The 14789-nt window shown below is 36.0% G+C and carries 13 protein-coding genes; 12 read left to right on the top strand and 1 reads right to left on the bottom strand.

What is annotated here, in order from left to right; genetic code table 11:
• The 12 genes from ACQKP0_RS04670 to ACQKP0_RS04615 all read left to right on the top strand — a co-directional run bounded on the left by ACQKP0_RS04670 (position 1) and on the right by ACQKP0_RS04615 (position 13759).
• Positions 1 to 945, top strand: coding sequence for an ABC transporter permease (locus ACQKP0_RS04670; RefSeq protein WP_427404651.1), 945 nt, complete (start codon positions 1 to 3; stop codon positions 943 to 945).
• 11 nt (positions 946 to 956) lie between these two features.
• On the top strand, positions 957 to 1976 hold the full coding sequence (locus ACQKP0_RS04665; RefSeq protein ID WP_427404650.1) for an ABC transporter ATP-binding protein: 1020 nt from the start codon (positions 957 to 959) through the stop codon (positions 1974 to 1976).
• Positions 1973 to 2926 carry an ABC transporter ATP-binding protein gene (locus tag ACQKP0_RS04660; RefSeq protein ID WP_427404649.1) on the top strand — a complete coding sequence of 318 codons (954 nt, stop codon included), beginning with the start codon at positions 1973 to 1975 and terminating at the stop codon, positions 2924 to 2926. The genes ACQKP0_RS04665 and ACQKP0_RS04660 overlap by 4 nt, the downstream gene beginning before the upstream one ends.
• Positions 2927 to 3031: 105 nt before the next feature.
• Positions 3032 to 4639: a peptide ABC transporter substrate-binding protein gene (locus ACQKP0_RS04655; protein WP_427404648.1), complete on the top strand. Its 1608-nt coding sequence runs from the start codon at positions 3032 to 3034 to the stop codon at positions 4637 to 4639.
• Positions 4640 to 4843: 204 nt separating this feature from the next.
• Entirely contained in the window at positions 4844 to 5218 is a 375-nt protein-coding gene (locus ACQKP0_RS04650; RefSeq protein WP_427404647.1) for a DUF3899 domain-containing protein, read from the top strand.
• A gap of 628 nt (positions 5219 to 5846) precedes the next feature.
• Positions 5847 to 6278 carry a PepSY-associated TM helix domain-containing protein gene (locus ACQKP0_RS04645; RefSeq protein WP_427404646.1) on the top strand — a complete coding sequence of 144 codons (432 nt, stop codon included), beginning with the start codon at positions 5847 to 5849 and terminating at the stop codon, positions 6276 to 6278.
• Between the two features lie 266 nt (positions 6279 to 6544).
• Complete coding sequence (locus ACQKP0_RS04640; protein WP_427404645.1) at positions 6545 to 8341, top strand: HSP90 family protein; 1797 nt, start codon at positions 6545 to 6547, stop codon at positions 8339 to 8341.
• 130 nt (positions 8342 to 8471) lie between these two features.
• Entirely contained in the window at positions 8472 to 9458 is a 987-nt protein-coding gene (locus ACQKP0_RS04635; RefSeq protein WP_427404644.1) for a hypothetical protein, read from the top strand.
• Between the two features lie 9 nt (positions 9459 to 9467).
• Positions 9468 to 10814, top strand: a complete 1347-nt coding sequence (locus ACQKP0_RS04630) for a DUF4026 domain-containing protein (protein ID WP_427404643.1) — start codon at positions 9468 to 9470, stop codon at positions 10812 to 10814.
• 128 nt (positions 10815 to 10942) lie between these two features.
• On the top strand, positions 10943 to 12121 hold the full coding sequence (locus ACQKP0_RS04625) for an RtcB family protein (RefSeq protein WP_427404642.1): 1179 nt from the start codon (positions 10943 to 10945) through the stop codon (positions 12119 to 12121).
• 111 nt (positions 12122 to 12232) lie between these two features.
• On the top strand, positions 12233 to 12898 hold the full coding sequence (locus ACQKP0_RS04620; protein ID WP_427404641.1) for a suppressor of fused domain protein: 666 nt from the start codon (positions 12233 to 12235) through the stop codon (positions 12896 to 12898).
• Positions 12899 to 12982: 84 nt separating this feature from the next.
• Positions 12983 to 13759, top strand: a complete 777-nt coding sequence (locus tag ACQKP0_RS04615; protein WP_427404640.1) for a DUF4253 domain-containing protein — start codon at positions 12983 to 12985, stop codon at positions 13757 to 13759.
• A gap of 134 nt (positions 13760 to 13893) precedes the next feature.
• Here ACQKP0_RS04615 and ACQKP0_RS04610 read toward each other — a convergent pair whose 3' ends face one another.
• On the bottom strand, positions 13894 to 14670 hold the full coding sequence (locus tag ACQKP0_RS04610) for a TatD family hydrolase (protein ID WP_427404639.1): 777 nt from the start codon (positions 14668 to 14670) through the stop codon (positions 13894 to 13896).
• Positions 14671 to 14789 lie beyond the last annotated feature (119 nt).

Below are 14789 nucleotides of genomic sequence, written 5' to 3'. Positions count from 1 at the left end.
ATGTTAGAAAAAAATATCGATCAATCCCTATTTCGACCCGCCGACCCGAAAAGATTAGTTGTGGATCCCATCCAGCGGCCAAGTTTAAGTGCCTGGAAGGATGCGCTAATCAAAATCGTTAAGAACAAGCTTGCCCTCTTTGGATTTACTCTACTTGTCGTCATTGTATTCTTAGCGATTTTTGGACCAGCGATGGTTCCATATAGTCCATCTGATCAAAGTCTTACAAAGGCAAATTTAGCTCCTTCCGGTGAACACTGGTTTGGAACAGATGATCTTGGACGCGATATGTGGTCTCGTACATGGTATGGTGCCCGTGTATCATTGACAATCGGACTTGTTGCTGCATTGATTGATTTATTGCTCGGTGTAGTAATAGGCGGTATCTCTGGCTACATGGCAGGACGCGGTAAAAAAGGGGACCGAGTGGACAGCACGTTAATGAGGATTGTAGAAATTTTATATGGTATTCCTTACCTGCTTGTAGTCATTTTATTAATGGTCATCATGGAGCCTGGAGTAAAAGCGATTATTATTGCTTTAACAGTGACCGGATGGGTTGGAATGGCTCGAATCATTCGTGGGCAGGTGCTGCAGTTAAAATCGCAGGAATATGTTTTAGCAGCAGAAAAACTAGGAACATCCCATCCAAAAATTATTTTAAAACACTTAATCCCGAATACGATGGGAATTATCATTGTCAATTTAACTTTTACCATTCCACAAGCGATTTTCGCAGAATCGTTTTTAAGCTTTCTTGGCTTAGGTGTACAAGCTCCCCATGCGAGCTGGGGAACAATGGCAAATGATGCATTAGGTGTCATTTTAAGTGGTCAATGGTGGAGATTATTTTTCCCAGGCTTTCTCATTTCATTAACGATGTTTGCATTTAATGCATTTGGAGATGGCGTTCAGGATGCCCTTGATCCACGTAGCAGTGACTAGGAGGTGAACACATGGAGCGTTTATTAGAGGTTTCAAATTTAGAAGTGAATTTTAAAACATATGGTGGTGAGGTGAAAGCCGTCCGTGATGTCTCGTTTCACGTGAATAAAGGGGAAATCATGGCTATCGTAGGAGAAAGCGGCAGTGGGAAAAGCGTAACCGTTCAAACGATTATGGATTTAATTCCTACACCTCCTGGAAAAATAAAAGGTGGGAAAATTCTTTTTCAAGGAAAGGATCTATTAAAGCTTTCCAAAAGAGAAATGCGTAAAATAAAAGGTTCCAAAATTAGTATGGTATTTCAGGATCCAATGACCTCTTTAAATCCAACGATGAAGGTAGGCAAACAAATTGAGGAGGCCGTCCTAAACCATCAAACCGTTTCAAAAGCGGAGGCAAAGAAAATAGCTGTTCAAATGATTAAGCTCGTTGGAATTCCGAATCCTGAAGAAAGATATCATCAATACCCACATGAATTTAGCGGGGGAATGCGGCAAAGAGCGATGATTGCGATTGCCCTTGCCTGTAATCCTGATCTCCTTATAGCAGATGAACCGACAACTGCTTTGGATGTGACCATTCAGGCACAGGTGCTGAACCTTATGAAGGAACTAAAGGAAAAAACAGATACAGCCATTATTTTAATCACTCATGATTTAGGAGTTGTGGCAGAAACTGCACAACGAGTAGCGGTCATGTATGCAGGAGTCATAGTTGAAACAGGTCTTGTCGATGATATCTTTGAATCGCCAAAGCATCCGTATACATGGGGATTGCTTGAATCGATTCCTAACTTTGATACCGAGGAAAAAGAACGGCTTATTCCTATTGAAGGCTCTCCTCCGGATTTATTTAATCCACCGAAGGGCTGTCCTTTTGCTGCTAGATGTAAATATGCTATGGAGGTCTGTGTCGACCATATGCCTCCAGATTTTAAGATGGAGAATGGTCATACAGCGAAATGCTGGCTGAATGATTCGAGGGCTCCAAAGGTTCAAGACTTAGTGGCAGCAGGGAGGGAAACAAAATGAGTGAAAAACTTCTTGAGGTGAAAAATTTAAAAAAATATTTTCAGATAAAAAAAAATCAGACCGTGAAATCTGTTGATGATATCTCTTTTTATATCCGTAAAGGAGAAACGTTTGGGCTTGTTGGTGAAAGTGGCAGTGGGAAATCAACATTGGGAAAAACGATAGTTGGACTACAGGCTCCAAGCTCTGGGAATATTTTTTACAATCAACAAGACGTTGGAACGCTAGATTCAAAGAAAAAGAAACTAGTGAATCAAGAAATGCAAATTATATTCCAAGATCCTCATGCGTCTCTTAATCCAAGAATGAGGGTGGGAGACATTATAGCGGAAGGAATTGATGCATATAAGCTGGCTAAGGGATTAGAACGTCAAGACCGAATCTATGAACTTCTGGAAAAAGTAGGACTAAGTCCAACTCATGCAAAAAGGTATCCGCATGAATTTAGCGGTGGCCAGAGACAAAGAATTGGGATTGCTAGGGCACTTGCTGTTAAACCTAAATTTATCGTCGCGGACGAACCGATTTCTGCATTGGATGTGTCGATTCAGGCACAAGTTATTAATCTATTAGATGATTTAAAAGAGCAGGAAGAATTAACCTATTTATTCATCGCTCATGATTTAGGGATGGTTAAGCATATTAGTGACCGCATTGGTGTGATGTATTTAGGGAAAATGATGGAGCTATGTGATAGTCATGAATTATTCGTAAATCCGTTACATCCTTATTCCCAAGCGTTACTCTCTGCTATCCCCGTTCCCAATCCGAAGGCAGTAAAAAGGGAGAGAATCGTATTGGGAGGAGATCCACCAAGTCCTGTTCGACCGCCGAAGGGCTGTCGTTTTAGTACAAGATGTCCTCATGCGATGGATATCTGCTCCCAACAATCACCAGAATGGAAGGAAGTCCAAAAAAATCATTGGACAGCCTGTCATTTATATAACTAAGGCTTTATTCTGAAACTTTGTTGTTACTTGAGATGAGTGCTTTTGCACTTAGTTCGAAGTAGCAACAAGCTTTTTGAAAACAACCAGAAAATAGGAGGAAGGTTTATGAAAAAGTGGATTATTATGTTAGTAGCAATGCTTTCCCTATCTAGCATTCTAGCTGGATGTGGCGGTGATAAAAAAGCATCAGGAGATGGCAAAGATGTAAAACAAGAAATCACTCTCGGTATGACTACTGAGCCTCCTGCAATTGATCCAGCTCTCGCAACAGATACAACATCTGGCTGGATATTGGATCATATTTTTGAAGGATTATACACACGTGATAAAGAAGGAAACCCGGTTCTAGGAGTAGCAAAGGACCAAAAGGTATCTGATGATGGAAAAACATACACATTCACTCTTCGGGATGATGCAAAATGGTCAGATGGCAGCCCTGTAACAGCTCAAGATTTTGAATTTGCATGGAAAAATGTATTAAACCCTGATACAGGAAGTGCTTTTGCTTTTTATATGTATTATATCAAAGGCGCAGAAGAGTATAACAAAGGAAAAGGCTCTGCTGATAAAGTAGGAGTTAAAGCGCTTGATGAAAAAACATTACAAGTAGAGCTAAACGCGCCGCTTGGTTACTTTAATAAATTATTAACCATGTGGACATTCTATCCAGTTAAAAAAGAAGTAGTAGAAGGAAACAAAAACTGGTCAGCAGATGCAAAGAATTATGTAAGTAATGGTCCGTTTAAAATGACAGAATGGAAGCATAATAGTGAAGTAGTATTAGAGAAAAATGACAACTATTATGATCAAAAAGATGTAAACTTGAAAAAAGCAACGTTTAAAATCGTAACTGATGCAACAACATATTATCAAATGTACAAAACAAATGAGTTAGACTTTATCATGACATTGCCGACAGATGCTGTCACTGCTGAGAAAAACAACAAAGAATACAAAGAGGTTCCTTATTTTGGAACATATATGTATATGTTTAATGTGGAAAAGGCACCATTTAACAATGCAAAAATCCGTAAAGCCTTTACAATGGCGATCGATCGTAAAACTCTTACTGAAAACGTAACTAAAGCGGGTGAAATTCCTGCATATGGAATGACCCCTCCAGGAGTTCAAACACCGGATGGAGATTTCCGTGAGAAAGGCGGAAACTATTTCGAGGAAAACTTCGATGAAGCGAAAAAATTATTAGCAGAAGGTATGAAAGAAGAAGGCTGGAAAGAGCTTCCTCAAGTCACTCTTCTTTATAACACAGCTGAAAACAATAAGAAAATGGCTGAAGCAGTACAAGAAATGATCAAGAAAAACCTTGGAGTCGAAATTAAAGTAAGCAACCAAGAATGGAAAACATATTTAGATACAACGAAACAACACAATTTCCAAATGGCTCGTATGGGCTGGGTAGGCAGCTTCGTAGACCCAGTCATCATGCTCGACTACTATTTAGGAGATAGCCCGAACAACCGTACAGGATGGGTGAACAAAAAGTTTGATGACATCATGGCAAAATCAAAAGTGGAACAAGATGAGACAAAACGCTTTGAGCTATTACATCAAGCAGAAGAAGTATTAATGACAGATCTGCCATTCATGCCAGTATACTTCTATACAAACACATACCTAACATCACCTAAATACAGTGGAATCGCCTACTATGTAAACCGCTATCCATACCTAAAGTGGGCAAAGAAAAACTGAGTAGGGACAAGGGGACAGGTCCCTTGTCCCACTTTCCAATACGATTTAGGTGTATTGTTTAGAGAATCTCCAAAGATTTATGATTGAACCATTGATATTTGGATGAAAATAAAGCCTCAATTTTAATGTAGTTTTGTTAAAACAATCAAGAAAATGGAGGAGGGACAGGGTGCCTGTCCCTCTGTCCCAAGGTGGGAAAATAGGATGAAAAGACATGTTATGCTTGCTTTTATATTTGTGTGTATATTGATTGGATGGAAAGTTTGGGTCGGCCTATCGATATTGGATTGGATTAATATGACTTTTTTATTAGGAATTGTTGCATTGGCTTTAACAGTTACCATGAACATTTGGAAAACGGGATTTTTATCTTTATTTGTAGAAGGGTTCAAAGTTTTAGGAAACTGGATCGTTCCGAAAACAAGATCAGCTGTCCGAACTGACTACCTAATAAAAAATGACGATCGTCTTAATCAATGGAAAGAAAACATAGCTGCTTGGACATCCTTCACATTCACCAACTTGGCTGTAATCTCATTAACCATCTCAATTATCAGTTTAATAGTTTATTATCAATAGGGACAAGGGAATGGCAAGAGAAATATTACTTGAGTCATTACAAAAAAATGACTTGAAGACAAACAATCAAAGAGAAATTACTTTATTGTACATGCCAGAGAAGCTATAATCACATAAATTCCACGAGTCATAAATTTGATAAATAAAAGGGAAGTCCTGGTGACTTCCCTTTTTTCGTATGTTTAGAATTTATTATGGTGCAATTCAACTACCTTAATACATTATTTACAGGTTGATACTTCTTTCAATATCATAAAAAAGAATGAATCACTTATCTATAACTATTGTGTTTGCTATTTTTCATGTAAGGCTTGTTTTTTCTGTGTGAAAATAGCCATTAAAAAACCTATGCAAAAATTACTGACGAAATAAATTTACCAAAAAATCTTGCTGTTGCAGCTCCAAACGTATTTTATCTTTAGCATATATTGCCTTTTTGAATAATAAAAGCAGTGTGATTTCTTTTGTGAGATCCACTGCTTTTATATGTAATTGTCCATATGTTTTTGATTAATTTAATCCTTTATTTTAAGAGAATTTTAAGGGAACTAATTCATAATTTACTTATTCCATTCAATATTACGTACAGGGATTTAAGTAGAATTATAAAGGTAAAGGAGCGAAGAAATTGAAAAAAATAAGGCAGTTTCATTTTTGGATTGGTGTTATTTTATCTATCTTTTTACTAATCGAATCAGTTAGCGGAATTTATTTGTATTTTCAAGAACAAGGAAGGGGTGAACGCCAATTTCCTTCTCCGCCGCAATCTGGTTTTATTAATCAGCAAGGTTCAAGTTCAAATGGATCTAATACAGAAAGCAGCGGTACTGAACAAAATGGAATGCCAGCATTTCCAAATGGACAAGCAGATGGGTTTGACAGAGCCAATATGATGAAAGGACAGAATTCTTTCGGTATGACTCTCCGTTCATTACACAGTGGGGTCGTCGGATTAATTGCTGGAATCGGAATGCTTCTTTTAACAGCTTCAGGTTTAATCCTTTCCTTTATCATAGCAAGGGCGAATAGGAAACGACGAAAAAAAAGTACAGAAATATAATCAAAAAAGGAAAAACCTAAATCAATTGGTTTTTCCTTTTTTGATGTTTGTGTGTCTTTCAATAAAAACGCTCCTTATTTTCATACAATGGATTATATAATTCTTGTAAATCCATTCTTATTGAGAAAATCAACAAAACTAGAAGAAAAATATCCGAAAATTCTTAAATGATAATGGAAAAATATTTAAAAAAAGGTTGTTTTATCAAAATTAGATGTTACGATAAATTTAATTATCTATTTATCTAATGAAATGAGGAACATTCGATGGAACATAATCAACGTTTTCAAGTCCATTTAAGTGGTATGATTGATATTTTATCGAACCATCTCTATAACGAGAAAGATGTTTATATTCGTGAATTACTTCAAAATGCGAATGATGCAATAACTGCTAGAGAAAAAGCTCATCATAATTTTTCACCTTCAATTCATGTGTCCCTCATAAAGAGTTCTGATTCACCTCCAACAATTGTTTTTGAAGATAATGGGATTGGCCTGACAGAGGAGGAAGTCCATCAGTTTCTAGCAACAATTGCAAACTCTTCTAAAGGAGAAAAAACATTTGGTAAGAAGGAATCTGACTTTATCGGACGCTTTGGAATAGGCTTGCTTTCCTGCTTTATTGTAAGTGATGAAATTGTAATGGTTTCAACATCAGCAAAAACAAATGAAACCATCGAATGGAGAGGAAATGCTGATGGAACATACGCAATTCGAAGATTAGATGGAATTCATTTTAGTCCTGGAACAAAAGTATATATTCGACGTAAAAACGTAAATGAACTGCCTGGTGATTGTTTTACATTGGAAGCATTGCGCAGAGCCTTGAGAAAGTATGGTTCTTCCCTTCAACCAGCGATCACGCTTGAATGTCAAGGAAGGGAAGAAGAAATCAATCAATGGAGCAAACAATTTGCAGATAAAGATGCATTGCTGCGAATGAGTCGAAGCGATATTTTACAACTTGGCTCAAATATTTTAGGAGCGGATTATCAAGATTATTTTTATATAGAAAATAAAACAGGTCGGACATTTGGAATAGCTTATATTGTGCCACACTCCATTCATATGAATGCGAAGAAAAACAATGCAGTTTTTTTAAATGGCATGTTTGTAACAAAAGAGTGTCAGCACATTCTTCCTGACTGGGCAATATTTATTCATTGTATATTATGGACAGATGAGCTAAGCCCGGTAGCTTCCCGTGAGGACTTTTATCAAAATGATGAGCTGAAACATGTGTGTGAAAGCTTAGGGGAAGCGATTAAGAAGAATATTATTACCTTACCAGATGTTACATTGACAAAATTAATGCATATTCACTATTTAGGATTTAAAGCTTTGGCAAGTCAAGATGATGATTTCTTATCATTTATTTACCCTTATTTACCGATGCGCACTTTGGATGGGGAACAATCCTTGAAAACAATATTTGAAAAAAATAATGTTGTTTATTATACCGAAACAGTGAATAAGTTTCGTCAAATTCAAGATATTGCAAGGGCAAAACAAATGGCACTTATTAATGGTGGTTATACATATGATGTCTTCATATTGGATAAACTTGCAAAAATTTTACCTGATATCAATTTATTCTATATCGATCCAATGGAATTAACAGATTCATTTAAGAAATTGGATGGGATCGAAGAAGCTGAATATTTAGCATTAGTACAAGCTATTAATAAGGAAATGGATGACTTTAAAGTCACTGTAGAGATTAGACGCTTTGAACCGATTGATATACCAACGATTTTTATTCATTCTAATCAATCACAGGAAGATCGTGAATTGGAGAGGATTGCTGAGGCATCTAATTCATTGTTTGGCGATATATTATTGTCGCTTCAATCGCAAGAACCTGAAAGACCAACATTATTTTTAAATATGAACAATACTCTTATTCAAAAACTTTTACAATCTGGAAAAACAGCAAGCCAATTAACAACAATTGTACAAATTCTTTATATACAAGCATTATTATTAGGTCATTATCCGCTGAAGAAAAATGAATTAGAAATGATGAACAAAAATTTACTTTATTTGTTAGAGCTTATTTAAAGGCTTTGTAATGTTTCTATTAAATTTTGTATAAGGATGAGTTAAGCTAGTTTTACTATGTAAAGCAATCCCTTCACGCATATTATACAGGTCATTTTAATAAACCCCATTTAAAAAGGAGGAATATAAATTGGCAGATTATATGGATTTACTAGAAGATGCTTTTATGATGGAAGAGAAGGATCCTGGTAAAATTTCAATTTTAGAACGAGTGATTCAAGAAGCAGATAGTCATAATGATATTGAAACAGCCATTGAAGCTCGTTTTGAATTGATTGATACTTGCAATTACTCAGGCTATCCGAAAAAGTCACTGCAGGCGTTTAGTTGGTTAATGCAGCAATATGAAACAGGTCATTCTGATATAGATGAATCCAAGCTTTTTTGGTGCTATAAGTGGATTGCCGAGCAAATAGTAACTTTTCCTGAAATTTCAAAGGAGCAAATCTCAAATTTATTATCAGATATGAAAGAAAAGTTCATGGCGTGCAATTATTCGTTGAAGCCTTACTATAAGGAAATGATGAATAGTGCAATGAAAATGGGTGATTTTGAAAATGCAAAATTATATTTTCAGAAATGGATAGAAACGCCTGCTGATTGGATGTCAGATTGCCGGGCTTGTGAGGTAAATGCAGAGGTGGAGTATTACTTGTTTGCAGGTGACTTTGAAAAAGCATATCAAGTTTCTCAGCCACTTCTAATGCAAACCTTAACATGTGCGGAGGTTCCTCATGCAACCTATAGTTATATGACTCTAGCATTACTCGAATTAGGGAATGGAAAAGCAGCTGAAAAATGCTATCAAAAAGGATATAAAATGGTAAAAGGCAACGGCGATTTCGCTGAAGAGATTGGCAATTATATTCAATACTTATTAAAAACAGAACGTGAGGATGAAGCAGTATCTGTTTTAAAAGAAAATTTGGAGATTATTGAACAAATAGATACAACCATTGAAAAAATTCTGTTTATGCAGTCTACCTATCCAATTTATGCGATGCAAAATAAAACAGAGTGGTTAGAGCAAACAGAAAAATTAACGAAGCAATTAGATGCTCGTAATGGAAATGATTATTACAGCGAACGCTTAAATGAAATCAAACAAATGAAATGAGGGACAAGTATGGAAGTACAAACACAAGCTTATCGTGATGTTAAAGAAGGGAATTTGGAACGTGCATTTTCAGATATAGCTGCAGTTATTCCTAATGAAATAACATTAGGCCATATAAAAGAAAGATTAGCATCACTTCCTGAAAACATGAATGAAGTAACTATTGTTAATGAAGATTCATCGAATATGATCATTGAATTAAAAATAGAAGAAACAGTGTACCCTTATGAAATAAATATTTTGCCTTCACCTGAAGGGGTGCATTATGAACAATATTACCGACAAGACCATACGATTGCTGAGGAAGTATTTGAACACGCTAATCATGGATTTGAAATTGTTGTAAGAACGATTTTTAACAATGATATTCTTGGCAGTTTCTTTCAACAATTACATCTCCTATGGCAGTTGGCACCTGAAATGCTATTTGCTTTAGATATTAGTGCATCTGCAAAAGTTATTTCAAGAAACTATGTACAGTATCATATAGAGAATAATCTTTTGCCAGATACTCAGGATCTGTATGTCATCCATTCTATTTATGAAGGGGAGTCGGAAGTGCCTTCCCAATTTTGGTTCCATACTCACGGTCTTTTAAGGGCTGGTTTGACTGATGTAGAACTGATTATTCCGAGCAGTCTTTCTTCATATAATGGAATTTCAGATTTATTTAATACTTTTGTAAATAATGCGATTCAAAATGGCAGTGTTTCGGTTAATGAGCCCATTGTTATTGCGCAAAGTAAAACTGGGTACATTCAAGTGATCGCAGTTCCTTGGGAAGAAGGATTAGCCTATATTGGGAAAAAATCGCTTCCGTTTGACTTAAGCGATGTAGAAACAGAAGAAGTTCGATTACAACCTGTGGATGCGGAGGTTTCATTTATTGGCGGGATGCAGGACCGTGATGAATACCACCAATTACCTTCTTGTCTTTTGTTTGAATATAAAGAGGATGAGGGGTATATGCAATGCTTTACAAAAGAATTCACAGAAAGTGAAGAGCTGATGTTTTATAAAACAAATGAAGAAACCTATAGAATTGCTTACAATGCTAAACAAAGCTTTGGGTATTTCGCGGAAATTTTCCATGCACAAAAGGGAACTGAAGGCTTTCAATTCATTGCAAAATTCGGGATACCATATGATGAGGAAGAGTTTGAGCATATGTGGTTTGATATGCAGGAAATAACGGAGGAAACGATAAATGGAATATTAATGAATAGTCCTTATTATGTAACGAATATGGAGGAAGGTAATCAGTATCATTTGGACTTTGAACAATTAACAGATTGGATCATCTATGCCGGTGAAGATGTAATTACACCAAGTAATTTATATCTTTTTATTGGATAGATGTTTGGAGAATAATATCAAATCTTTAAGGAGGCGGTTCCAATGACCAAAAGAAAAGAGAAAATTTATACGTAAGGGGCGAGAAATAGGATCATTTCTCGCAATCAAAATTAGAGGAGAAATGATGAATGTTAACATTAAAAGGAAAATATAATGAAGCACTTTGCTATACCGATTTATTAGATGATGCAACAATAGGTCAAATTATTACTCTATGCAATCAAGAATTTGCTAAAGATAGTAAGATTCGAATTATGCCTGACACTCATTCAGGTAAAGGCTTTGTGATTGGAACTACGATGACGATTAAAGATAAAATTGTTCCAAGTTTAGTCGGTGTTGATATTGGTTGTGGACTTTATGTGGTCAAAATTAAAAAGGGACGGATTAAACTTAATTTTGAAAAACTAGATCAATTGATTCGTAGCAGGATCCCTAGTGGTCATCAAACACATGATAAACCTGTTGCTCAAGTTGAGCTAAATGAAGTGATTGCACCAATCCACCATGGTTGGGCTGCAAGAAGTCTTGGAACACTAGGCGGAGGAAATCATTTCATTGAGGTCAATGAGGGGAAAGACGCTATTTATCTTGTCATTCATAGCGGCAGTCGTATTCTTGGCAAGGAAATTGCTGAATATCATCAAGAAGTAGCCTACCAAAAATTATCTGAACTAAGGAAAAGTTTGAAAGAAGAAATGAAGCAGTTACAGATAAAAGGAAATATTGAAGAATCTGAAATCCTAGAGCAAATAAGAAATGATAAGAAATTACCTTACGATTTATCTTATGTAGAAGCAAATGATTTAAACAATTACCTTCATGATATGAAAATTGCACAGAACTTTGCCCAAGCTAATCGTGTTCAAATGGCTCAAACCATATTAAAAGGAACGAAGTGGCATAAAGAAGTAGTAAATGCGTTTGATTGTGTTCATAATTACATTGATTTAGATCATCTTATGCTTCGAAAAGGGGCAACTTCTGCTCAAAAAGGTGAGTCAATTATTATTCCATTAAATATGCGAGACGGAAGCATTCTGGCAACTGGAAAAGGCAATGCGGACTGGAATTATTCTGCACCGCATGGAGCGGGGAGAATGTTGAGCCGTTCAAAAGCAAAGGCGCAAATCAGTCTAGAAAGCTATCAAAAAGCAATGAGAAACGTGTGGACTACATCCGTTTCAAAGAAAACATTAGATGAGGCACCGCAAGCTTATAAGCCTGCAAAAGAAATAGAAAAAGATATTCACGAAACAGTAGAAATACAAGAAATTATTCGTCCCCTTTATAATTTTAAAGGGTAGATTTTCATTTGTTGTTTCCTACAATCATAGAAACCGAAGGACATTGTTTTCTTTCGGTTTCAGTTTTTTTGATAGTCTCTTTGAACATTTATATAGAATGGAGAGATGATGATGGAACTAGAAGAATACAAAAAGCTCATGGAGGATGATGAATTTTCTCCTGGTTGGGATGCAATCGAATCAGCATTTCAAGAAATTTATAGCAAGCAAGAACCAGCACATTTTGCCACAGACATGATGGCACGTCCTATTTTTGGTGGTGAAGAGTATATTGATGGATATAGTATTTATTCATCAGATAAAAACTATAAGCATATTGTAACTTTTGGGATGAGTGAACTTTATGGTAATGAGTCAGCATTTGGTCAGGAATTTAGTAAGTGGGGATATGAAATGACTATTAAGCTGGCTGAATCAGATAATGAGGAATGTATGTGGGCTATCGACATGCTTTCTAATTTAGCTAGGTACACGTTTCAATCTAAATCTTGGTTCGAACCCTTTGATTTTGTAGTAGGAAATGGTACATCGATACATATTGGATATCCATCGAAAATTACAGCATTAGTAGTTATTCCTGATACAGAGATTAAAGGAAAAGATACGGTCCATGGAAGACTGGACTTCATGCAAATTTTAGGAATTACAGAGAATGAATTAAATGCCATCAAAGGTCAGAGTAAAGAAGTGAGAGAACGATTTATAGCTGTGATGAAAAGAGATAATCCCGATTTAGTTACAGTCATGAATCGTGAGAAAGAATATTTGGATTTTTAATTTAATGGGCAATATATTCTATCGAAAAAAAGATGAATCATTCATAAAATTGAATAGTTTATTTGAAAGAGGGGAGGGGTGGAGATGAGTGGTAATGAAATTACTTTAGAAATATTAGAGAAATTAAACGGGGTTCCTTATACAGTCATACCAAGATCTGAAGACTATCTAAGTGAATATGAAAAACAAAAGCAAGTTCATCTAAATGAGACGATTCTTTTAATTGAACCTGAATATAACCTTGTGGAAATGATTGAGTATGTGTTAGAAGAAATTGAAGTTGATTCTATCCAAGGTTATGTGAAAACTATGAAAGACAGTATCCGCTGTACAAAAGTTTTATCAATATTTAATGACCTTGCAATGGAAGAAATTGAGGAAATGGATAAAGATAATCAATCAAATAATCCCCAAAATTTCTCTGAGTTTGCATCGATTTATGAGCAAATTAAAAGTATGTACCCCCCTTCATTACTTGATGAAAATATAATTGAAAGCACTACACAATTTGATGAAATGATCTATTCAGAAGAGGTAATTATTGCTCGCTTTCCAACGAAAGAACCATGGGAAGCAAGTTTATGGGTACCGATGGGAGGATTTAATGAATGTCCTTTACCAGAACAACAAGCAGCAATTTACAAACACTGGTATGAAAAATATGGTGCATACCCTAAACTTGTATCAGATGATACATGGGTATTAGAAGTGAGAAGTCCTCCCAAAACCAATGAAGAAGCTCTTCATCTTGCCAAAGAACACTTTCTTTTTTGCCGCTATGTATTAGAGGACTTCTCTACACTTGGTGCTTATGCAGGATTTTTATTAAAATCTAAGAAATGGAACTTTTGGTGGGATTAATATGGGACAGATCTCGTGTCCCGGTTTACAACGAATATATAGCCGAAATACAGGATTCTTTTCCTTTACTAAACAGGGAAATGAATCATATTTATAAATTTGGTGGGACAATGGACCAGATCCTTTGTCCCTTTTTATATTGAATAAAACCGTTTCGTATTTTCATATAAGATGCTATACACTTCTTGCAATGCCATTCCTTTAATAGATGCGATTTGTTCAATCGTTTGGTGGATCATTTTTGGATGGGTCATATTATTTTGGAATGGGCCTTCGAATGGCCATGGTCCATCTGTTTCCACCATGATCTGTGATAATGGATACTGATTAACTAGTTGCTGGATTTCTTTTTCATACAGCACATCCGGTGTAATTGAAATAAAATATCCATTTCGGGACATCTGTTCGATTGTTATCTGATCACCTTTGAACCAATGAAAATGAGCCTTCGCATATGAATATTTTTCTAGTAAATCACAAACGATGGGCGCATCCTCGTAAACAGCATGAAGGACAATCGGCTTCTTTAGTGAAACGGCTTGTTGGATAAAGAACTCTAGTATTTCAATATACGGTTCTATTGGAACTTCTTTATGCTCTTGTCTTAAATAATATGGAAGGCCCACTTCACCAACCGCAATCATTTCCTTCTGATGTTTTTCAATAAAATGCTGCAAGTCAGCCAATTCCTGTTCGTCCGGTAGAGCCTGTTCGGGATGAAATCCGAAAGCGGGTTTTATTCGCTTGTCTTCCTGATGCAATGCCATATTGGCTTCCGCAGAAGTCAAATGCTGTGACACAGAAATAAGTGCCTCAACTTTATGTTTTTCCATTTCCCGTAAAATGCTCTTCCGTTCGTCATCATTATATAAATCTAAATGAATATGTGCATCGATAATAGAACTATACATAAAATCCCTCCTGGCGGTTGGGACGCAGGGTCTGGTCCCGTGTCCCAAATGATACAAAACATAGGAAATAAAAAAGGTTTTGGAACAATGGACCAGACCCTCTGTTCCACTGTCCATGT

It is taken from the genome of Heyndrickxia sp. NPDC080065, from assembly GCF_050281185.1.
GTDB lineage: Bacteria > Bacillota > Bacilli > Bacillales > Bacillaceae_C > Heyndrickxia.
Note: the sequence above shows the minus strand (reverse complement) of the source record. Positions and strands in the feature narration are given on the sequence as shown.

Bases quoted from the DNA above. Each gene is read 5' to 3' on its own strand.
- ACQKP0_RS04665 (WP_427404650.1), top strand. From the start codon at position 957: ATGGAGCGTTTATTAGAGGTTTCAAATTTAGAAGTGAATTTTAAAACA.
- ACQKP0_RS04615 (WP_427404640.1), top strand. From the start codon at position 12,983: ATGAGTGGTAATGAAATTACTTTAGAAATATTAGAGAAATTAAACGGG.
- ACQKP0_RS04630 (WP_427404643.1), top strand. From the start codon at position 9,468: ATGGAAGTACAAACACAAGCTTATCGTGATGTTAAAGAAGGGAATTTG.
- ACQKP0_RS04660 (WP_427404649.1), top strand. From the start codon at position 1,973: ATGAGTGAAAAACTTCTTGAGGTGAAAAATTTAAAAAAATATTTTCAG.
- ACQKP0_RS04650 (WP_427404647.1), top strand. From the start codon at position 4,844: ATGAAAAGACATGTTATGCTTGCTTTTATATTTGTGTGTATATTGATT.
- ACQKP0_RS04640 (WP_427404645.1), top strand. From the start codon at position 6,545: ATGGAACATAATCAACGTTTTCAAGTCCATTTAAGTGGTATGATTGAT.
- ACQKP0_RS04625 (WP_427404642.1), top strand. From the start codon at position 10,943: ATGTTAACATTAAAAGGAAAATATAATGAAGCACTTTGCTATACCGAT.
- ACQKP0_RS04670 (WP_427404651.1), top strand. From the start codon at position 1: ATGTTAGAAAAAAATATCGATCAATCCCTATTTCGACCCGCCGACCCG.
- ACQKP0_RS04610 (WP_427404639.1), bottom strand. From the start codon at position 14,670: ATGTATAGTTCTATTATCGATGCACATATTCATTTAGATTTATATAAT.
- ACQKP0_RS04655 (WP_427404648.1), top strand. From the start codon at position 3,032: ATGAAAAAGTGGATTATTATGTTAGTAGCAATGCTTTCCCTATCTAGC.
- ACQKP0_RS04620 (WP_427404641.1), top strand. From the start codon at position 12,233: ATGGAACTAGAAGAATACAAAAAGCTCATGGAGGATGATGAATTTTCT.